At 69.5% G+C, this 19,203-nt stretch carries 19 protein-coding genes; 7 read left to right on the forward strand and 12 right to left on the reverse strand.

Features of this window, described 5'->3' with window-relative positions:
• Window positions 1–40 precede the first annotated feature (40 nt).
• The 3 genes from GON04_RS17330 (at window position 41) to GON04_RS17340 (ending at window position 3,445) form a co-directional block, all read left to right on the forward strand.
• A complete protein-coding gene (locus GON04_RS17330) occupies window positions 41–301 on the forward strand; it encodes a type B 50S ribosomal protein L31 (protein ID WP_157399290.1) in 261 nt (86 codons plus the stop codon).
• 103 nt (window positions 302–404) lie between these two features.
• Complete coding sequence (locus tag GON04_RS17335; RefSeq protein WP_181653626.1) at window positions 405–2,093, forward strand: hypothetical protein; 1,689 nt, start codon at window positions 405–407, stop codon at window positions 2,091–2,093.
• Window positions 2,093–3,445, forward strand: coding sequence for an MATE family efflux transporter (locus tag GON04_RS17340; protein ID WP_157399292.1), 1,353 nt, complete (start codon window positions 2,093–2,095; stop codon window positions 3,443–3,445). The genes GON04_RS17335 and GON04_RS17340 overlap by 1 nt, the downstream gene beginning before the upstream one ends.
• Here GON04_RS17340 and phoR read toward each other — a convergent pair.
• The 7 genes from phoR to pstS form a co-directional block, all read right to left on the reverse strand.
• Window positions 3,396–4,748 carry a phosphate regulon sensor histidine kinase PhoR gene (gene phoR / locus GON04_RS17345; protein WP_157399293.1) on the reverse strand — a complete coding sequence of 451 codons (1,353 nt, stop codon included), beginning with the start codon at window positions 4,746–4,748 and terminating at the stop codon, window positions 3,396–3,398. The two genes, GON04_RS17340 and phoR, sit on opposite strands and share 50 nt — an antisense overlap.
• 26 nt (window positions 4,749–4,774) lie before the next feature.
• A complete protein-coding gene (gene phoB, locus GON04_RS17350) occupies window positions 4,775–5,485 on the reverse strand; it encodes a phosphate regulon transcriptional regulator PhoB (RefSeq protein WP_157399294.1) in 711 nt (236 codons plus the stop codon).
• A 4-nt stretch (window positions 5,486–5,489) separates the two neighbouring features.
• The gene (gene phoU / locus GON04_RS17355; RefSeq protein WP_157399295.1) at window positions 5,490–6,191 is read right to left on the reverse strand and encodes a phosphate signaling complex protein PhoU; all 702 of its coding nucleotides are present in this window, start codon (window positions 6,189–6,191) and stop codon (window positions 5,490–5,492) included.
• A 19-nt stretch (window positions 6,192–6,210) separates the two neighbouring features.
• Window positions 6,211–6,984, reverse strand: a complete 774-nt coding sequence (pstB, locus tag GON04_RS17360; protein WP_157399296.1) for a phosphate ABC transporter ATP-binding protein PstB — start codon at window positions 6,982–6,984, stop codon at window positions 6,211–6,213.
• Between the two features lie 9 nt (window positions 6,985–6,993).
• Window positions 6,994–7,878, reverse strand: coding sequence for a phosphate ABC transporter permease PstA (pstA, locus tag GON04_RS17365; protein ID WP_181653767.1), 885 nt, complete (start codon window positions 7,876–7,878; stop codon window positions 6,994–6,996).
• Window positions 7,878–8,843: a phosphate ABC transporter permease subunit PstC gene (gene pstC / locus GON04_RS17370; RefSeq protein WP_157399297.1), complete on the reverse strand. Its 966-nt coding sequence runs from the start codon at window positions 8,841–8,843 to the stop codon at window positions 7,878–7,880. The genes pstA and pstC overlap by 1 nt, the downstream gene beginning before the upstream one ends.
• Window positions 8,844–8,972: 129 nt before the next feature.
• Window positions 8,973–10,010 (reverse strand): phosphate ABC transporter substrate-binding protein PstS, encoded by a 1,038-nt coding sequence (pstS, locus tag GON04_RS17375; protein ID WP_157399298.1) that lies wholly within the window; start codon window positions 10,008–10,010, stop codon window positions 8,973–8,975.
• A 156-nt stretch (window positions 10,011–10,166) separates the two neighbouring features.
• Between pstS and GON04_RS17380 the strand changes: the two genes are divergently transcribed.
• From GON04_RS17380 to GON04_RS17395, 4 genes are read left to right on the forward strand one after another with little or no spacing between them, the layout of a single operon-like run.
• Window positions 10,167–10,646, forward strand: coding sequence for a fasciclin domain-containing protein (locus GON04_RS17380; RefSeq protein WP_157399299.1), 480 nt, complete (start codon window positions 10,167–10,169; stop codon window positions 10,644–10,646).
• Window position 10,647: 1 nt separating this feature from the next.
• Entirely contained in the window at window positions 10,648–11,796 is a 1,149-nt protein-coding gene (locus GON04_RS17385) for an ABC transporter substrate-binding protein (protein ID WP_157399300.1), read from the forward strand.
• A gap of 53 nt (window positions 11,797–11,849) precedes the next feature.
• The gene (locus GON04_RS17390) at window positions 11,850–13,331 is read left to right on the forward strand and encodes a Ppx/GppA phosphatase family protein (RefSeq protein ID WP_157399301.1); all 1,482 of its coding nucleotides are present in this window, start codon (window positions 11,850–11,852) and stop codon (window positions 13,329–13,331) included.
• Between the two features lie 57 nt (window positions 13,332–13,388).
• Entirely contained in the window at window positions 13,389–13,817 is a 429-nt protein-coding gene (locus tag GON04_RS17395; protein WP_157399302.1) for a hypothetical protein, read from the forward strand.
• Window positions 13,818–13,824: 7 nt separating this feature from the next.
• Here the strand turns inward: GON04_RS17395 and sixA are convergent, their stop codons facing one another.
• The 5 genes from sixA to GON04_RS17420 are packed head-to-tail and all read right to left on the reverse strand — an operon-like array spanning window position 13,825 to window position 19,196.
• Window positions 13,825–14,286: a phosphohistidine phosphatase SixA gene (sixA, locus tag GON04_RS17400; protein ID WP_157399303.1), complete on the reverse strand. Its 462-nt coding sequence runs from the start codon at window positions 14,284–14,286 to the stop codon at window positions 13,825–13,827.
• Window positions 14,277–16,376 carry a polyphosphate kinase 1 gene (ppk1, locus tag GON04_RS17405; protein WP_157399304.1) on the reverse strand — a complete coding sequence of 700 codons (2,100 nt, stop codon included), beginning with the start codon at window positions 16,374–16,376 and terminating at the stop codon, window positions 14,277–14,279. The genes sixA and ppk1 overlap by 10 nt, the downstream gene beginning before the upstream one ends.
• Window positions 16,377–16,409: 33 nt before the next feature.
• Window positions 16,410–17,501, reverse strand: a complete 1,092-nt coding sequence (locus GON04_RS17410) for a glycosyltransferase family 4 protein (RefSeq protein WP_157399305.1) — start codon at window positions 17,499–17,501, stop codon at window positions 16,410–16,412.
• Window positions 17,498–18,358: a UDP-2,3-diacylglucosamine diphosphatase gene (locus GON04_RS17415; RefSeq protein ID WP_181653627.1), complete on the reverse strand. Its 861-nt coding sequence runs from the start codon at window positions 18,356–18,358 to the stop codon at window positions 17,498–17,500. Before GON04_RS17415 ends, GON04_RS17410 begins: the two co-directional genes overlap by 4 nt.
• Before the next feature lie 10 nt (window positions 18,359–18,368).
• A complete protein-coding gene (locus GON04_RS17420; protein WP_157399306.1) occupies window positions 18,369–19,196 on the reverse strand; it encodes a GNAT family N-acetyltransferase in 828 nt (275 codons plus the stop codon).
• Between the last annotated feature and the right edge of the window lie 7 nt (window positions 19,197–19,203).

A 19,203-nucleotide genomic window follows, 5' to 3' on the forward strand; every position in this document is an offset into this window, starting at 1 on the left:
GTCCCGGGCCGGCTCCCGCACCTGATCGAAGGAGAAGACCATGGCCAAAGAAGGCATCCACCCGAACTACCGCGACGTCCTGTTCGTGGACCTGTCCAACGGGTTCAAGTTCGTCACCCGCTCCTGCGTCAGCACCAAGGAGATGGGCAAGACCGACGACGGCAAGGAACTGCCGATGTTCAAGCTCGACACCTCGAGCGAATCGCACCCGTTCTACACGGGCACCCAGAAGTCCGTGAACGACATGGGCGGCCGGGTCGACAAGTTCTTCAAGAAGTTCGGCAAGACGGCCGCCAAGTAAGCAGCCGTCCCGCACGAAAAGGGCAGCCCGGGCGACCGCGCTGCCTTTTTTGTTGCCGCGGCGCGGCAAGCCCCGGACCGCTGCCTATGACACACTCGCGCGCGTGAACCAGCCCACCCCCGCCATCGTCGCCCAGAGCGCCGTGCGGCGGCTGCCGCGGCTCGCGCTGTTCCTGTTCTGTGCCGCCTATGTGCTGCCCGGCTTCGTCGGCCGCGAGCCGTGGAAGAACGCCGACATCACGGCGTTCGGCTACATGCACGAACTGGCCACCGGCGCCGCCAACTGGCTGGCCCCCACGCTGCTGGGCCAGCCGCCGGAGTTCGACGCACTGCTGCCCTACTGGCTGGGCGCCTGGGCCATCCGGCTGACCCAAGCCTGGTTGCCGGCCGACGTGGCCGCCCGGCTTCCCTTCATCGCGCTGCTGGTCCTGACGTTGCTGGCCACCTGGTACGGCATCTACCAGCTGGCCCGCACCACCCGGGCCCAGCCGGTCCCGTTCGCCTTCGGCGGCGAGGCCCTTCCGACCGATTACGCCCGCGCCATCGCCGACGGCGGCATGCTGGCCCTCATCGCCTGCCTGGGACTGGCGCAGCTGAGCCATGAAACGACGCCCGCCCTGGCGCAGCTCGGTTGCTCGGCCCTGGCCTTCTATGGCATGGCCGCCTTGCCCGACCGCAGGCCAGCTCCCTTGCTGGCGATCGCCGCCGGCCTCGTGGGGCTGGCCCTCAGTGGCGCCCCGACCACCGCCGTGCTGCTGGCGATTGGCGGCGGAGCGATCACGCTGCTCGATCCGGCCAGGGACGAGTCGCCGCACAGCCCGGCCTGGCTCTCGGCCGTCGTCCTGCTGGTCGTGGCCGGTGTCGTGGTGCTGCTCGCCGGCCAGCTCGGCCTCTGGCGCTGGCGGCTCTGGCCGCAAGGCCAGCGCGACTGGCAGGCGGCCGGCAAGCTGCTGCTGTGGTTCACCTGGCCGGCGGGGCCCCTGGCGATGTGGACGGTCTGGCGCTGGCGCCGGCAGTTGAGCAGCCGCCATGTCGCCCTGCCGCTGTGGTTCGCCGCCGTCGCCATTGCCTCGACATTGCTGACGCCCTCCTCCGACCGTTCGCTGCTGCTCGGCCTGCCGGCGCTCGCGGCCCTGGCAGCGTTCGCGCTGCCGACCCTCAAGCGCAGCGTCTCTGCCCTGATCGACTGGTTCACCCTACTGTTCTTCACCGGCTGCGCGGTGGTGATCTGGGTCGTCTGGATCTCGCTGCAGACGGGCGTGCCGGCCCAGCCCGCCGCCAACGTCGCCCGCCTTGCGCCCGGGTTCGTTCCGAGCTTCTCCGCCATCGCCTTCGCTGCCGCCCTGGCCGGCACGCTGGCCTGGGCCTGGCTGGTGAAATGGCGTGCCGGTCGGCACCGCTCGGTCCTGTGGAAGAGCCTGGTGCTGCCGGCGGGTGGCTCTGCCCTCTGCTGGCTCCTGATGATGACCCTGTGGCTGCCGGTGCTGGACTACGCGCGCAGCTACGCGCCTGTCGTGCGAGGGGTGACCCAGGCGATGGGCCGGCCCACCTGCATCCAGGAGTTCGGCCTCAACCGCGGGCAGGTGGCGGCCTTCCGCTTCCATGGCCAGCTCGAGGTGCACGCCGCCGGCGCCGACGAAGACTGTCCCTGGCTGGTGATCGCGTCCGACTACCAGCCGGTCGCCACGATGGCGCTGGACATGAAGCGCTGGACGCCGGTCGTCACCGTGCGCCGGCCCACCGACGCCAAGGACAACGTCCTGCTCTATCGCTTCCACCGGCCCGGCAGTTGATGGCGGAGTTGCGGACCATCGCCCGCCACGCGGGGACGGTGCTCGTGGGCCAGCTCGCCACCATGGCGTTCGGCGTCGCCGACACCATGATCGCCGGCCGCTACCGCACCGACGCCCTGGCGGCCCTCTCGGTCGGCTCGGCGGTCTACATCAGCATCTTCGTGGCGCTGACCGGCCTGGTACAGGCGCAACTGCCGGCTTGGGCGCAACTGCGCGGAGCCGGCCGCGAGGCGGAGGTCGGCCGCTCCGTGCGGCAGGCGCTCTATCTGTGCCTGGTGGCCTCGGCCGCGGGCATCGCTGTCCTGCGCTGGCCGGGCCCGCTGCTACAGTGGGCCCAGGTGCCCCCGTCGCTCGAAGGCGAGGTGCAGGCCTACCTGGGCATCCTGGCTCTCGCCTTGCCCGCCGCCCTGCTGTTCCGGGGTTACTCCACGCTCAACCAGGCCCTGGGCAAGCCGGTCCTGGTGACCTGGCTGCAGACCGGTGCGCTGGCGGTGAAGGTGCCGCTGTCGATCTGGCTGACCTTCGGCGGCGCCGGCGTTCCCGCCCTGGGCCTGGCCGGTTGCGCCTGGGCCACCGTCATCGTCCAGTACCTGCTGCTGGTGCTGGCGATCGCCACCATCCGCTTTGGATCGTTCTATGCGCCCTACCGGATCTGGCAGCGGATCGAGCCGCCCGATGGGGCCACCCTGCGCGGATTCGCCCGGCTGGGCGTGCCCACTGCCCTGGCGGTCATGGTGGAGGTCACGTCCTTCACGCTGATGGCCCTGTTCATTGCCCGCCTGGGCAGCCAGGCCTCGGCCAGCCACCAGATAGCGGCCAACCTCACGGCGGTGCTGTACATGATGCCGCTCTCGCTGGGCCTGGCGGTGAGCGCGCGGGTGAGCTACTGGCTCGGCAGCGGCGACGAGCGCCAGGCGCGCCAGGCCCTGCGCCTGGGCTACAAGCTGGGCCTCGCGCTGGCAGCCTCCAGCGCGGTGCTGGTGCTGCTCGGACGCCACGCCATCGCCCACCTCTATGCCGGCGACAAGCCCGAGGTGGTCGCAGCCGCGGGCAGCCTCCTGCTCTGGGGGGCGGCCTACCACGTGGCCGACGCCCTGCAAGCCCTCAGCTTCTTCGTGCTGCGCAGCTACGGCGTCGCCAATCGGCCGCTGGTCGTCTATTGCGTGCTGCTCTGGGGCGTCGGCTTGGGAGGCGGCTACGTGCTGGCCTACCAAGGCCTAGGAACCCTGGCTCCCATGCAGTCGCCGGCGGCGTTCTGGGCCGCGGGAGCCTTCGCGCTGGCGGCGACCGCGGCCACCTTGTTCATCCTGCTGTGGCGGGTTGTCCGCTCCCGGCGTCCTTCGTTCGCTTGAGCGGGCGCATCCTCCCGGCCGGGAAAGTGATGGCAAAGCAGGACCCAACGCCCGGCGTGCTGTCGATGCGCAACTGCGCACCGTGGCGCTGCACCACGTGCTTGACGATGGCCATGCCGAGGCCGGTGCCGCCGGTTTCGCGCGAACGGCTGCGGTCGACGCGATAGAACCGCTCGGTCAGCCGCGGCAGGTGCTCGGCCGCGATGCCTGGACCGGTGTCGCGCACGCTGAACTCGCCCCGGCCATCCGGCAACACGCGCCAGGCAACGGCCACCTCGCCACCCGACGGGGTATAGCGCACGGCATTGCTCACCAGGTTGGACATCGCGCTGAGCCATTCGGATGGCGCGCCCGACACCTCGTGGTGCGCGGTGGTGTCGAAGTGCAGGTCCAGCGACTTGTCCAGCACCGACGCCAGCGAGAGCGCCTCCTGCTCGCACTGGGCCAGGAAGGACGCGACCGGCGTCCACTCACCGGCCCCTGGCGCCGGGCTGCCTTCGAGCCGCGAGAGCGTGAGCAGGTCGCTCACCAGGGTCTGCATGCGCGAGCCCTGCTGGGACATCAATCCCAGGTAGCGCGTGCGGTCGGCCTCGCCGAGGGGCAGCGTCTGCAGCGTCTCGATGAAACCCGCCATCACCGTCAACGGCGTGCGGATCTCGTGCGAGACGTTGGCCACGAAGTCGCGCCGCATGGTCTCGGCCTGCTCGAGGGCCGTGACGTCGCGCGACAGCAGCAGCTTGCGGCCCTGCCCGTACGGGTGCAGCTGGACCGACACTCGCGCCGGCACCGCGGAAGAGCCGGCGCGTCCGGCGATGACCACGTCGCGGCTGAAGTCCCCCTGCGCGCCATAGGCCGTGAAGGCCGGATCGCGCAGCAGGTTCCCGATCAACTGTTGCAGGTCGCGCTCCGGGTCGATGCCCAGGTGGCCGGCCGCCGTCTCGTTCACCCACTCGATGCGCCCCTCGGGGTCGAGCAGCACCACGCCATTGGGCGAGGCCTGGATCGCCGCCAGGAATTCGCGCAGGCGCGCTTCCGCGTCCTCGACCTCGCGCTGGCGCCCACGCAGGACGCGCCGCATGCGCTCGGCGATCTCGCCCCACAGTCCGGACGTCGGTGGCGGCTCCTCCGCCGCGCCGCGGCGCAACCATTCGAGCACGAGCGAGCCCCGCACCACGTCGATCCCGAACCAGACCAGGGCACCCAGGAACACGCCCACGGCCGCCCCCCGGTCCGCGGCCGCCAGCCAGCCGGCCAGCGCACCGGCCGCCAGCAGGAGGAAGAAACTGCCTACGCGCCAAGCCATGGAAGTGAGGAGACCGTTGCCCGGCCTCAGCCGGCGCGCACTGCTGCCTGCGGTTGCGCCGTCAGCCGGTAGCCGGCCCCCCGCACGGTCTCGACCATGGCACCGGCCTCGCCCAGCGACTCGCGCAGCCGCTTGACGTGCACGTCGACCGTGCGCTCCTCGATGAAGACGTGGTCGCCCCACACCTTGTCGAGCAGCTGCGAGCGGCTGTGCACGCGTTCCGGATGCTTCATCAGGTAATTGAGCAGCTTGAATTCCGTCGGGCCGACCTTCACCGGCTGGCCGCGGAAGCTGACTCGGTGCGTCGCCGTGTCGAGGACGAGCTCGCCGATGGTGACGGTCTCCGTCGCCTGCTCCGGCGCCCGGCGGCGCAGGACGGCGCGGATGCGCGCCAGCAGCTCCTGGGTGGAGAACGGCTTGGTGATGTAGTCGTCGGCACCGGCATCCAGGCCCGCCACCTTGTCCGGCTCGTCGCCGCGCGCGGTCAGCATGAGGATGGGAACGGCCTTGGTGCGGGCGGTGCCTCGCCACTTGCGCGCCAGGGCCAGGCCGCTCTGGCCGGGCAGCATCCAGTCGAGCAGGATGACATCGGGCAGGACGGCATCGAGCTCGCGCTGCGCGGCATCGCCATCCTCGGCCCAGATGGGCTGGAAGCCGTTGTGGCGCAGGTTCACCGCCACCAGTTCGGCGATGGACGGCTCGTCTTCGACGAGCAGGACGCGGGGCATGCTTTTCATCGGTTCACCGCAGCGCGGACTCGATCTGCTCCATCGACGAATGCCGCACGTCGGCACCCTTGACGACATAGATGATGAACTCGGCGATGTTCTTCGCGTGGTCGCCGATGCGCTCGAGCGCCTTGGCCAGGAACAGCAGGTCGAGACTGGAGGAAATGGTGCGCGGGTCTTCCATCATGTAGGTGATGAGCTTGCGCACGAAGCCGTCGAACTCACGGTCGATGAGGTCGTCCTCCTTGAGGATCGCCAGGGCCGTGGCCGTGTCCAGCCGCGCGAAGGCGTCGAGGGCCTTGCGCAGCAGCCCGGAGGCCAGGTCGGCAGCCACGCGCAGTTCGGAGGCCGGCAGCGTGCGGGTCGCACCGCTGTCGATGATGGACTTGACCATGCGGGCGATCTTGGCGGCCTCGTCACCTACCCGCTCGAGGTTGGCCGTGGTCTTGGAGATCGCCATCAGCAGCCGCAGGTCGCGCGCGGTCGGCTGGCGCCGCGCGATGATGGACGACAGCTCGCGGTCGATGTCCACCTCCATGGCATTGACGCGCTGCTCGGTCTCGAGCACCTGCGTGGCCGCATCGGCATTGAACTGCGACAGCGCATAGACCGCCTGGCGGATCTGCGATTCGACGAGCCCGCCGAGCTCCATGACGCGCGAAGACACGCCATTGAGTTCGCTGTCGAACTGGGTGGAAAGGTGCTTGTCGGGCATGGCGGTCCTCCAGGGGCGGTCAGCCGAAGCGGCCGGTGATGTAGTCCTCGGTTTCCTTGCGGTTGGGCTTGAAGAAGATCTGCTCGGTCTGCCCCACTTCCACCAGGTCGCCCAGGTACATGTATGCCGTGTAGTCGCTGCAGCGCGCAGCCTGTTGCATGTTGTGCGTGACGATCACCACGGTGTAGTCGTGCTTGAGCTCCGCGATCAGTTCCTCGATCTTGGCGGTGGAGATCGGGTCGAGCGCCGAGCACGGCTCGTCGAGCAGCAGCACCTCGGGCTTGATCGCGATGCCGCGCGCGATGCACAGGCGCTGCTGCTGGCCGCCGGACAACCCGGCACCGCTCTGGCCCAGCTTGTCCTTCACTTCGTTCCACAGCGCGGCCTTGCGCAGCGCCCACTCGACCCGCTCGTCCATGTCGGTGGCCGAGAGGTTCTCGAACAGCCGCACGCCGAAGGCGATGTTGTCGTAGATCGACATCGGGAACGGCGTGGGCTTCTGGAAGACCATGCCCACCTTGGCGCGGATCAGCGCCACGTCCTGCTTGGACGTGAGCAGGTTCTCGCCGTCCAGCATGATCTGGCCCTCGGCCCGCTGCTCGGGATAGAGCTCGAACATGCGGTTGAACGTGCGCAGCAGCGTCGACTTGCCGCAGCCCGAGGGGCCGATGAAGGCCGTCACCTTGCGCTCGGGGATGTCGAGGTTGATGCCCTTGAGCGCGTGGAAGCGGCCGTAGTAGAAATTCAGGTCCCGTACGGAAATTTTGGCGGGGGCGGAGGCGTTCACGTTCATGGGGACTCGTCAGGTCTTGTGGCGGGTGAGCACGCGCGCCAGGATGTTCAGCGCCAGCACCGCCATGGTGATGAGGAAGACGCCGGCCCAGGCGAGCTGCTGCCAGTTCTCGTAGGGGCTCATGGCGAACTTGAAGATGGTGACCGGCAGGCTGGCCATCGGCTCGGACAGGTTGGAGGTCCAGAACTGGTTGTTCAGCGCCGTGAAGAGCAGCGGCGCGGTTTCGCCCGAGATGCGCGCCACCGCCAGCAGCACCCCGGTGACCACTCCGGCGCGCGCCGCCCGCAGCGTGATGCTCAGGATGACCTTCCACTTGGGTGCACCCAGCGCGTAGGCCGCCTCGCGCAGGCCAGCCGGCACCAGCATCAGCATGTTTTCCGTGGTGCGGATGACCACCGGCACCACGATCAGCGCCAGCGACAGGGCGCCGGCCCAGCCGGAGAAGTGCCGGAAGCGCGAGACGACCACGGCGTAGATGAACAGGCCGATGACGATGGACGGCGCCGACAGCAGGATGTCGTTGACGAATCGCGTCGTCGTCCCCAGCACGCCCTTGCTGTCGTACTCCGCCAGGTAGATGCCGGCCATGATGCCCACGGGCGTGGCCACGAACGTGGCCAGTCCCACCATCAGGCAGGAGCCGTAGATGGCGTTGGCGATGCCGCCGGCCTCGTTGGGCGGCGGCGTCATCTCGGTCAGGGTCGACCAGGCGAGCCCGCCGATGCCGAGGCGGAAGGTCTCGAACAGGATCCACACCAGCCAGAACACGCCGAACGCCATGGCGGCCAGCGAGAGCGCCAGCGCCACCTGGTTCACGCGCTTGCGCGCCGCATAGCGCCGCTCGCGGGCACGCGCGGCATCGGCCTTGCGCAGAAGGGTCTCGCCGGTGCCGATCACGATTTCGCCCCTTCGGCCCTGCGCAGGCGCGACAGCAGCAGCTTGGACAGCGCCAGCACCACGAAGGTGATGAAGAACAGCACCAGCCCGAGGTAGATCAGCGAGGCCTGGTGCAGGCCGCTGGCCGCCTCGGCGAACTCGTTGGCCAGCGCCGAGGTGATGCTGTTGGCCGGCTGGAACAGCGAGAGCGAGTCGAGCTGGTTGAAGTTGCCGATGACGAAGGTCACGGCCATGGTCTCGCCCAGCGCCCGGCCCAGGCCGAGCATGATGCCGCCGACCACGCCCGCCTTCGTGTACGGCAACACGACGCGCGAGACCACCTCCCAGGTGGTCGAGCCGAGGGCGTAGGCCGACTCCTTGAGCATGGGCGGGGTGACGTCGAAGACGTCCCGCATCACCGAGGCGATGAACGGGATGATCATGATGGCCAGGATGATCCCGGCCGAGAGGATGCCGATGCCGACCGGCGGACCGGACACGAGCGCGCCCAGCACCGGCACGCCGGCGAACAGGGCCTGCAGCGGCTGCTGCACGAACGTGGCCAGGATGGGGCCGAAGACCAGCAGGCCCCACATGCCGTACACGATGGAGGGCACCGCTGCCAGCAGTTCGATGGCGGTTCCGAGCGGGCGCTTGAGCCAGGCGGGCGACAGCTCGGTGAGGAACAGCGCGATGCCGAAGCTGACGGGCACGGCGATCACCAGCGCGATGAGCGAGGTGGCCAGGGTGCCGTAGATCATCACCAGGCCGCCGTACTCGCCGCCCACCGGGTCCCAAACGCTGCTGGTGATGAACCCGATGCCGTACTTCCCGATCGCCGGCCAGGCACCCGCCAGCAGCGACAGCAGGATGCCGGCCAGCAGTGCGAGCGTGAGGATGGCCGAACCGCGGGCCGCCCACCCGAACAGCCGGTCGCCCCAGGGCGCGGCCCGGCGGGGGCGGCTGGCGGGAGGAAGGCTCATTCGGCGCCCTCCCTTCCGGGCTGGCACGGCGCCAGGGACGGCGAAGGGGGCCTCATGGGCCGGGAGTGTAGAGGACACCGGAACTGTTCTCGTCTGTGGAACGGGGGCGGCCGCAGCCGCCCACCTCTCTTACTTGAAAGCGATGGCCTTGCCGCTGGCGTCCTTCAGCTCGGTCGCCCACAGCTTCTCGACCTGGGTCTTCACGGCCGCGGGCATGGGCACGTAGTCGAGGTCGTCGGCCGTCTTGTCGCCGCTCTTGTAGGCCCACTCGAAGAATTTGATGGTGGCAGCGGCCTGCGCCGGCTTGTCCTGCACCTTGTGCATCAGGATGAAGGTGGCGCCGGTGATGGGCCAGCTCTCCGCGCCCGGCTGGTTGGTCAGGATCTGGTAGAAGCTCTTGGACCAGTCGGCCCCGGCGGCGGCGGCCTTGAAAGCCTTGTCTTCCGGCGCCACGAACTGGCCGGCCGCGTTCTGCATCAGTGCGTAGGCCATCTTGTTCTGCTTGACGTACGCGTACTCGACGTAGCCGATCGCGTTGGGCAGCCGGCCGACGAAAGCGGCCACACCCTCGTTGCCCTTGCCGCCCGCGCCGGTCGGCCAGTTGACGGCGGTGCCCTCGCCCACCTTGGACTTCCACTCCGCGTTCGCCTTCGACAGGTAGTTGGTGAAGATGAAGCTGGTGCCGGAGCCGTCGGCGCGCCGCACCGGGGCGATGGCGGCGTCGGGCAGGCTCAGCGACGGGTTCAGGGCCTTGATGGCCGGGTCGCTCCACTTGGTGATCTTGCCCAGGTAGATGTCGCCCAGCACCTGGCCGTTCAGGCGCAGCTGGCCCGGGCCGATGCCCTTGATGTTGACCACGGGGATGACGCCGCCGATGACGGTCGGGAACTGGACCTGGTTCTTCTTGGCCAGTTCCTCGTCCTTCAGGGGCGCATCGGACGCGCCGAAGTCGACGGTCTTGGCGTCTATCTGGCGGATGCCGGCACCGGACCCCACGGACTGGTAGTTGATGCGAATGCCGGTCGCCTTGTTGTAGTCAGCCGCCCACTTGGCATACAGCGGCGCCGGGAAGCTTGCACCGGCGCCCGTCACTTCCTGGGCCGCCGCGAGGCCCGCGAACGTCAGGGAGACGAGGCCGAGGGTGGCCACACGGAAAGTCGAAGTCATGCTTGTTCCTGGTTGGGGATGGGACCGGCGGAACTCTAAGAAGCTTCCGTGACAACGGGATGACATGCGCAACTCCTTCACACCTGGGTCGTCACGGATCTGTCACGGCAGGTCACTACGCTCGCCGCCGACCCAACACCGCAGAGGAGAACCCCCATGTCCATTCACCGACTCGTCCTGATCGCCGGCGCCGCGCTGCTCGCCGCCGGCTGTGCCACAACCCAGACCCCCGTGTCAGTGGCCGACACCATCGCCCACGATCCCGAGCTGTCGACGCTGAACGGCCTGGTCCAGAAGGCCGGCCTGGCCGACACGTTGAAGTCCGGCGGCCCCTACACCGTGTTCGCGCCGACCAACGAAGCCTTCCAGGCGGTACCGGCCAAGACGCTGGACGAGCTCGGCAAGGACCCCGCCAGGCTCAAGGCCGTGCTGTCCTACCACGTGCTGCCGACGCGCCTGACGGCTGACCAGGTCAGCACCAGCAACGCGAAGACCACCGAAGGCGGGAACCTCGCCCTGGCCAAGGCCGGGGCCTACCTGACGGTAGAAGACGCCATGGTCCAGACGGCCGACATCGCCGCCAGCAACGGGGTCGTGCACACGATCGACCGCGTGCTGATGCCGCCGCGCCGCTGACATGAGTCCCAAGCACCAGCGTGCATCGTTCACGCCGCGGCGCCGCGCCCTCCTGCTGGCCACGCCGGCCGCCGCGGTCGCACGCCCGTCGGCGGGCCAGCCCGGCCGGCCGGCCGGCAAGCCGCTCACCGTCGCGCAGATCGTCGACACCTCGCCCGCACAGCAGGACGTCTCCAAGGACTTCCTGATCGGCTCGCGCGCGGCCTGGCAGGACATCAATGCCAGGGGCGGCGTCCGCGGCCGGCCCGTCACCCACCTCACGGTCGAGGTCGATGGCACGCCGGCCAGCCCGCGGGCGGCGCTCGGCTCGCTGCGGGACAACCCCTCCTGCGTGGTCCTGTCAGGGACGGCAGGCGATCCGGTCGCCGTCCAGGTGATCGACCTCCTGCGGCAGGACAACTTGCCGATCGCGCATGTTGCCCCGTGGCTGCAGGACTCCGTGAGCGACGTCGACGACAGCACCTTCCCGATCTTCGCGTCCCGCCAGGAACAGATCGTCCATGCCCTGAAGTCGCTGACCACGCTGGGCGTGAAGGACGTCGGGGCCGTGTTCGCGTCCCCGACCGAGCAGGCGCTGTATGGCCGCGAGCTCGAGCGGGTGGCCGCCACGCTTAATCTCCAACTGAAGACCTACCGGGGCGGCGGCGATCTCGTGCGTCTGGGCTTGCAGCTGACGCCGGGCACGCCGGCGATCCTGCTCTTCATCGGGGGAACGCCCGAGCTGGTGCAGTTCACCCAGGGGCTGGAGCAGCAGCAACGGCAGCGCTACCTGGTGGCGCTGGCCGACGTGAACCTGCAGACGATGGTGCAGATGGGTGGGGGCCGCAGCATCCCGGTGATCGCCACCCAGCCGGTGCCGATGGTCACCGCCAGCCTGCCGATCGTGCGCGCCTACCGCGACACCCTGGGCCGGCTGTTCGACGAGCCGCCGGCGACGCTGTCCCTGGCCGGCTTCATCGCGGCGCGCTACACGTCCGAGGTCATGGCCGAAGTTGACGTGCCGCTGACGAGGCAGTCCGTGCTGGCGGCGTTCCGGCGGCGCGCGACACTGGACCTGGGAGGGTTCCGCGTGAGCTTCGACCAGCGCCGCCGCAGCGGGGCCTTCGTCACCCAGAGCATGCTGACGCCGGACGGGCGCGTGCTGGGCTGAAGCCGGCCCGGCGAGCCCCTGCCGACGGCCTCCTTTGCTATGCTGGCCCGCGAATGGACAACGGAACCCTCCTGGCCGGCGTCGACCTAGGCTCGAACAGTTTCAGGCTCGAGATCGGTCGGCACGACCACGGGCAGGTCCACCGCACCGAATACCTGAAGGAGACGGTGCGGTTGGGCGCCGGGCTCGACGACTCGCGCAACCTCACCGTCGAAGCCATGCGGCGTGGCTGGGAATGCCTGGCGCGATTCGGAGAACGGCTGGCCGGTTTCCGGCGCAGCCAGGTCCGGGCCGTCGCAACTCAGACCCTGCGCGAAGCCCGCAATCGCGATGATTTCCTCGGCCGGGCCCACGACATCCTCGGGTTCCCGATCGAAGTGATCTCCGGCCGCGAGGAGGCGCGCCTGATCTACCAGGGCGTCGCCCACCTCCTGCCGCAGTCGGACGAGCGGCGGCTGGTGGTGGATATCGGCGGCCGGTCCACCGAGCTGATCCTGGGTCAGCAATTCGAGGCGCGGGTGACGGAGAGCTATCGCGTCGGCAGCGTCGCGTGGTCGCTGCGCTACTTTCCGGACGGCACCCTGTCTGCCGCTGCCTTCGAGCGAGCCCGGGTGGCGGCCCAGGCCGTGCTCGAGGACGCCACGGTCCGCTACGGCCGCCGCCAATGGGACGTGGCGTACGGATCGTCAGGCACGATCGGGGCGGTCGGCGACATCCTGCTGGCGGCCGGCCGGCCGGCGGTGTCGCGCGAGAGCCTGTCGTGGCTGCAGGGGCAACTGATCGCGGCCAAGTCGGTCGATCGGGTCCGGCTGGAAGGGCTGAAGGACGACCGGCGGCCGGTGATCGGTGGCGGACTGTCCGTCCTGCAGGCTGTGTTCGACCAGTTGGACATCCAGGAGCTGCTGCCGGCCGAGGGCGCGCTGCGTCAGGGCGTCGTGTTCGACCTCCTGGATCGCGAGCATGTCGGAACCGACGTCCGATCGGTCACCGTGCAGAGGCTGGCTACCAAGTTCGGCGTCGACACCCCCCAGGCCACCCGCGTGGGCAAGGTCGCGCGCCAGCTCCTGCGGCAGTTGCGCGGGGCCGACGACTCCCCACAGGCGTTGGCGCGCCACGAGCGCAAGCTGGGCTGGGCCGCCCTGCTGCACGAGATCGGCAGCCACATCTCGCACAGCGATGCGCACAAGCACGGCGCGTACATCCTCGACCACGCCGATGCACCCGGTTTTGCGCAACCCGAACTGCACCGCCTGGGCCTGCTGGTCCTGGGCCACCGCGGCAAGCTGCGCAAGCTCGACGCCGACTTTTCCGACGTGGTGTTCGTGCACCAGCTGCTGTGCCTGCGGCTGGCCGTGATCCTGTGCCACGCCAGGCGCGATCCCAACCTCTCCGGCCTGCAGTTGCGGGCCGGCAACCAGCAGTTCACGCTGTCCATCCCGGCCGACTGGGCGCGCGCCTACCCGCAGTCCGCGCATCTCCTGCGCGAGGAAGCGGTCGCGTGGCAGAAGACACCCTGGACTCTCGCCACCGGTTGAGTTACCTGGCGGAAACGGTCTAAACTGTATATACCGTTTCGAGGAAGGACCCGGATCATGGCAACAGTGAAGAAGCCGGTGGCCAAGGCGGCCAGGACGGCCAAGCCCGTCGCACGGCGCGCAGCGCCGAAGGCGAGCAAGCCTGCACCCAAGGCCTCGCTGGCCTCCAGGGCGGCCGAGCCGCCCAAGGCTGCCAAGGTCCCGCCGCCATCCAACGCAGCCAAGTCCCCCGACGGCGCCAGGACCGAGAAGGACGACAAGGCCCGCAAGCCGAAGCTGGTGCGCGACAGCTACACCATTCCCAAGGTCGAATACGCGGTGCTCGAGGCCCTCAAGGTGCGGGCCGCCAAGGCCGGTACGCCGGCCAAGAAGAGCGAGTTGCTGCGCGCAGGCATCAAGGCCCTGGCCGTCATGCCCGAGTCGGCCTTCCTGGCCGCGGTGGGCGCCGTGCCCGCCATCAAGACGGGCCGTCCGGCCAAGGCCTGAGCGCCGCTCAGGTCGCGTCGGGCGACTGTACGGCCACCACCACGGTCTGCTGGTGGCCGTCCCGCTCGCGGGTACGCAACCACCACGCCGTGCCCTTGCGCACCTGGCAGGTGCCGCTGTCCATGCCCAGCAGCTGCGCCACGACCTCGCCCAGCACCGGCTGGTGGCCGACCACGACCACCGGCTGGCGCGCCGACGGCCACTGCGCCGCCTCCAGGATGCCGGGCACGTCCGCAGCCGGCCCGAGTTCCGGGCGCACCTTGAACTTGCGGCCCAGCGCCCTGGCCGTCTGGTCGCAGCGCCGCGCCGGGCTGCACAGGATGCGGGCGCCCTCGGGCAGCAGCCGATCGAGCCAGGCCGCCACGCGGGCCGCCTGCTTTTCGCCACGGGCGGTCAGCGCCCGCTCCAGGTCCTCGAGGCCCTCGCGCTGGTCTTCGGCCTCCGCGTGGCGCCACAAAATCAGGTCCATGCCGGCTCCTGTGGAATGGCGCGCACCCCATGGCGGGCCATGAGGGCTTGCTGCGCGCCGTGCCCTTTCGACCCCCGCCGCGAGCGCACGGGCTCGTAGCGGCCATCCGACTGCAGTTCCCAGGCGTCCCGATCGTCGTGCAGGTAGGCCACCAGGCACTCGTCGACGATGCGCTGGCGCAGCACCGGGTCGGTGACCGGCCAGGCCAGTTCGATCCGGCGCAGCATGTTCCGGTTCATCCAGTCGGCGCTGGACAGGAACAGCTCCTCCTCGCTTCCTGCCCGCAGGTAGAAGACGCGCGAATGCTCTAGGAAGCGGCCGACGACGGAGCGCACGCGGATGTTGTCGGTCCAGCCGGGCAGCCCCGGGGGCAGCATGCACGCGCCGCGGATGATGAGGTCGATGTGCGCGCCGTGGCGGCCCGCCCGCACGAGCGCGTGCATCAGCTGCTCGTCGGTCAGTGCATTCATCTTGAGCACGATCCGCGCCGGCAGCCCGCGCGCCGCCGCTTCGCCCAGCACGTCGATCTTCTCGATCAGGCGCCGGTGCAGGTGGAACGGCGCCATCAGCACGCAGTTGAGCCGCGGGAGCCGCGTCTGGCTGGCCAGGTGCACGAAGATCGCCTCCACGTCGGCGGTCAGCTTGGGATCGGCGGTCAGGTAGCTGAGGTCGGTGTACAGCCGGGCCGTGGACGGGTTGTAATTGCCCGTGGACAGGTGGGCGTAGCGCACCAGCGCACGCCCTTCCCGCCGGGTGACCAGCAGCATCTTGGCGTGCGTCTTGAGGCCGACCACGCCATAGACCACCTGCGCCCCGATCGACTCGAGCTGCTCGGCCCAGTTGATGTTGGCCTCCTCGTCGAAGCGCGCCTTCAGCTCCACGACGGCCATCACCTCCTTGCCGCGCCGCACCGCTTCGCGCAGAAGGTCCATCAGGGCCGACTCGTTGCCGGTGCGGTAGATGGTCTGCTTGATGGCCAGCACGTCCGGGTCGTCGACGGCCTCGCGCAGGAACGCCAGCACGCCGTCGAAGCTCTCGAACGGCTGGTGGATGAGGACGTCGCCACGGCGCAGCTGGTCGACGATGGGCTCGTTCACGTTCAACCCGGCCGGGAACGACGCCGTGTAGCGCGGGAACTTCAGCTGCGGCGCGTCCACCAGGTCGATCAGCTGCTGCAGGCGCACCAGGTTCACGGGACCGGACACACGGTACAGCGCCACCGGCGGCAGCGCGAACTGCTGCAGCAGGAAATGGGCGAGGAACTCCGAGCAGCCCGACGACACTTCCACCCGCACAGCCTGGCCGTAGTGCCGGTGCTGGAGGCCCACCCGCAACGCGGTGCGCAGGTTGCGCACGTCGTCCTCGTCCACCGCGAGGTCGGAATGCCGCGTCACCCGGAACTGCGAGAACTGCCCCACCTCGCGGCCCGGGAACAGGTCCTGCAGGTGGGCCCGGATCACGCTCGACAGCGAGACGAACAGGGTCTTGCCGCCCGACACCTTGGCCGGCATGCGGATCAGCCGGGGCAGGACGCGGGGAACCTTGACGATGGCGATCTCGTTCTCGCGGCCGAACGCGTCCTTGCCGCCCAGCCGGACGATGAAATTGAGCGACTTGTTGGCGATCTGGGGAAACGGGTGCGCGGGATCCAGGCCTACCGGCACCAGCAACGGCCGCACCTGGCGCTCGAAGTAGTCGTCGACCCAGCGCTTCTGGGGTGCTGTGCGCTCGCCGTGCGACACCAGCTCGATGCCCTGGCGGGCGAACGCCGGCATCAGCTCATCGTTGAAGAGCGCGTACTGCCGCTCCACCAACCGGTGGGCCGCGACCGACAGCGCCTCGAAGCTCGCTACCGTGTAGAGCCCTTTTCTCTCGCCGGCGAGCGCCGCCGTCAGGTGCGGCGCGGCACGCACTTCGAAGAACTCATCGAGGTTGGACGACACGATGCACAGGTAACGCAGCCGCTCGAGCAGCGGCACGTCGTCGCGATGGGCCCAGTCCAGCACGCGCTCGTTGAAGGCAAGAATGCAGTGGTCGCGATCGAGCCATGGAAGGCTCGAGATGTCTGCGCTGGTCTGGGGCGATGTCATCCGATGCGAGTGTGACGAAACGATGACGAGTTTTCATCGGGAGGATGACAGAGTTGTGACAGCACCGGTGGGCCGCGCGTCGCCGACGGGGTGCCGCGCCGGCACGAGGAAGTCGGCGAACAGGCGGCTGGCGTGCGCCCAGCTGAAATCCAACGCCCGTTCGCGGGCTTCGACCCGCGGGATCGACAGCGCCGACCGGATCGCGGTGCCCAGGTCTTCGTGCATGGTTCCGCCCAGGCTGCGGCCACCGTCGGGATGCGGGCGCCCCAACACCTCCAGGGGACCGTCGACCGGGTAGGCGGCCACCGGCGTCCCCGCGGCCATGGCCTCGACCATGACCAACCCGAACGTGTCGGCGTGGCTGGGAAACACGAGCACATCGGCTGCCGCATACAAGCGCGCGAGCTCGGGCCGGGACAGCAGGCCGATCCAGCGCACATGGGGATGGCGGGCCTTGAGTGGGGCCTCGACCGGCCCGACGCCACACACCACCTTGCTCCCCGGCAGGTCGGTCTCGAGGAACGCCTGGATGTTCTTCTCGTACGAGACCCGGCCGACGAACAGCGCGATCGGCCTCGGCAGGTCCCGCAGCAGGTCGTGCGGCAGCGGCTGGGCGCTGAAGCCGAACAGCCCGGTGTCCACGCCGTGCGTCCAGGCCCGCAGGTTGCGAAAGCCCCGCCGTTCGAGCATGGCCAGCACGCTCCGCGTCGGGACCATGACACCCGACGAGGGACGGTGGAAATGGCGAAACAGCGCGTAGCCCCACCCCACCGGCACCATCGCGGCAGCATGCAGGATCTCGGGAAACTTGGTGTGGAAGGCCGTCGTGAAGGCGAGTCGGCGCCGCAGGCAATAGCGGCGGCCGGCCCAGCCCAGTGGCCCTTCCGTCGCCAGGTGGATCGCATCCGGCTGGAAAGCATCCAGCTGCGCGGCGAGCTGGCGCCGGGGCGCGACGGCGAGGTCGATCCCCGGGTAACCCGGGCACGGGCGGGTGCGGAAGTCGCCCGGCTGCACCACCAGCAGGTCGTGCCCCGCTGCCGTGAGTTCGCGCACCAGTTCCACCAGCGTGGTCACGACGCCGTTGACCTGGGGCATCCAGGCGTCGGTGACGAGGGCGATCTTCATGCAAGCTCCTTGTGGGCGATCCGCGGGGAGGCGACCGGGTGGTCGACGGCGCCCCACTCCACCAGTTCCAGGCGGCCGTCGAGGTGTTCGACCAACGCGGTCCGGCTCTCCACCCAGTCGCCGTCGTTGCAATAGAGCACGCCGTCGATCTCGCGCATCTCGGCGCGGTGGATATGCCCGCAGACCACGCCCTGGTGGCCGCGCCTGCGCGCTTCGTGCGCCACCGCCTGCTCGAACCCGGTGACGTAGTTCAGTGCCCGCTTGACCCGGTGCTTGAGGTAGCCCGACAACGACCAGTACGGCAGCCCGAACCAGCCCCTGGCCCTGTTCAGGTGGCGATTGAGCCGCAACGTGAACTCGTAGAGCGTGTCGCCGATGTGGGCAAGCCACTTGGCGCACTGCACCACGCCGTCGAAGGCATCGCCATGCAGCACCCACAACCGGCGGCCATCCGCCGTCACGTGCACGGCTTCCTCGGCCACCTCGATGCCGCCGAACGCGTGGCCGGCGAACTGGCGCGCGAACTCGTCGTGGTTGCCCGGCACGTAGACCACCCGGCAGCCCTTGCGCGCACGGCGCAGGACCTTCTGCACGACGTCGTTGTGGGCCTGCGGCCAGAACCAGCGCCGGCGCAGCTGCCAGCCGTCGACGATGTCGCCCACCAGGTACAGCTGTTCGCTGGGGTGGCGCTTGAGGAAGTCCAGCAGGGCGGCCGCCTGGCAGCCGGCCGTGCCCAGATGGATGTCGGACACGAACACCGTCCGGTACGGCGGCCGGACCGGGTCCTCGGACTCCGTCGCGGTCCCGCCGGCGACGCCCGCGGCCACGAAGTCGACGGTGTCGAAGGCGGTGCGCACGGCGGGCTCCTCAGTGGCCCAGGAAGTGCTTGCGGTAGCGTGGCGGCAGGTCCGCGATGCGCATCAGCATCGGCAGGTCGGCGCTGTTGAAGTCGGGGTCCCAGGCGGGCGGCCCCAGCACCTTCGCACCCAGCCGCAGGTATCCCTTGATGAGGGCGGGCGGCTCGACGTCCAGCGTGCCGTCGAGCTGCTCGATCGGCAGCGCGAGCCGCGGACGCACCTGCAGCTCGATGGGCGCAAGGTGCGTCGTCTGCCGCAGCTGGTTCCAGATGCTCGCGGCGGCGTGCCCGCTGACCACGCCGTTGTGCAGCATCGGGATGCTGGCGCAGCCGACCATGGTGTCCAGCTGGTTGCGCACCATGAACTCCGCCAGCGCACCCCACAACGCGAGGATGACGCCGCCGTGCCGGTGGTCCGGATGCACGCAGCTGCGCCCCAACTCCACCATCCGCGTGCGCAGCCCGCGCAGCCGGGTGAGGTCGAACTCGGTGTCGCTGTATGTGCTGCCGACCCGCCGTGCCTGGGCCGGGGTCAGCACCCGGTACGTGCCGACCACTTCGCCGGTGGCTCGATCGCGCACCAGCAGGTGCTCGCAGAAATCGTCGAACAGGTCGATGTCATGGCCGGGGAGCGCCGTGTCCAGGCGCGCCCCCATTTCGTCCGCGAAGATGCGATACCTCAGGCGCTGCGCCTGCCGGACCTCGTCCTCGTGCTGCGCCCAGCTGACCAGAACCGCGCCGCGCTCCGCAGCAGGAGAGCTCGAACCAGGTCCTGGAAGCGACCCCCGTGGCAAGGCGATCGGCGACAGCGGCAAGGTGGGATTCGGCAGGTCGTTCATGCGGGGC

It is taken from the genome of Ramlibacter pinisoli, from assembly GCF_009758015.1.
In the GTDB taxonomy this organism is placed as follows: Bacteria; Pseudomonadota; Gammaproteobacteria; order Burkholderiales; family Burkholderiaceae_C; genus Ramlibacter; species Ramlibacter pinisoli.

Bases quoted from the DNA above. Each gene is read 5' to 3' on its own strand.
- GON04_RS17385 (WP_157399300.1), top strand. From the start codon at position 10,648: ATGAGTCCCAAGCACCAGCGTGCATCGTTCACGCCGCGGCGCCGCGCC.
- GON04_RS17340 (WP_157399292.1), top strand. From the start codon at position 2,093: ATGGCGGAGTTGCGGACCATCGCCCGCCACGCGGGGACGGTGCTCGTG.
- GON04_RS17380 (WP_157399299.1), top strand. From the start codon at position 10,167: ATGTCCATTCACCGACTCGTCCTGATCGCCGGCGCCGCGCTGCTCGCC.
- phoU (WP_157399295.1), bottom strand. From the start codon at position 6,191: ATGCCCGACAAGCACCTTTCCACCCAGTTCGACAGCGAACTCAATGGC.
- GON04_RS17420 (WP_157399306.1), bottom strand. From the start codon at position 19,196: ATGAACGACCTGCCGAATCCCACCTTGCCGCTGTCGCCGATCGCCTTG.
- GON04_RS17330 (WP_157399290.1), top strand. From the start codon at position 41: ATGGCCAAAGAAGGCATCCACCCGAACTACCGCGACGTCCTGTTCGTG.
- phoR (WP_157399293.1), bottom strand. From the start codon at position 4,748: ATGGCTTGGCGCGTAGGCAGTTTCTTCCTCCTGCTGGCGGCCGGTGCG.
- pstC (WP_157399297.1), bottom strand. From the start codon at position 8,843: ATGAGCCTTCCTCCCGCCAGCCGCCCCCGCCGGGCCGCGCCCTGGGGC.
- GON04_RS17390 (WP_157399301.1), top strand. From the start codon at position 11,850: ATGGACAACGGAACCCTCCTGGCCGGCGTCGACCTAGGCTCGAACAGT.
- ppk1 (WP_157399304.1), bottom strand. From the start codon at position 16,376: ATGACATCGCCCCAGACCAGCGCAGACATCTCGAGCCTTCCATGGCTC.
- phoB (WP_157399294.1), bottom strand. From the start codon at position 5,485: ATGAAAAGCATGCCCCGCGTCCTGCTCGTCGAAGACGAGCCGTCCATC.
- GON04_RS17410 (WP_157399305.1), bottom strand. From the start codon at position 17,501: ATGAAGATCGCCCTCGTCACCGACGCCTGGATGCCCCAGGTCAACGGC.
- sixA (WP_157399303.1), bottom strand. From the start codon at position 14,286: ATGGACCTGATTTTGTGGCGCCACGCGGAGGCCGAAGACCAGCGCGAG.
- pstB (WP_157399296.1), bottom strand. From the start codon at position 6,984: ATGAACGTGAACGCCTCCGCCCCCGCCAAAATTTCCGTACGGGACCTG.
- GON04_RS17395 (WP_157399302.1), top strand. From the start codon at position 13,389: ATGGCAACAGTGAAGAAGCCGGTGGCCAAGGCGGCCAGGACGGCCAAG.
- pstS (WP_157399298.1), bottom strand. From the start codon at position 10,010: ATGACTTCGACTTTCCGTGTGGCCACCCTCGGCCTCGTCTCCCTGACG.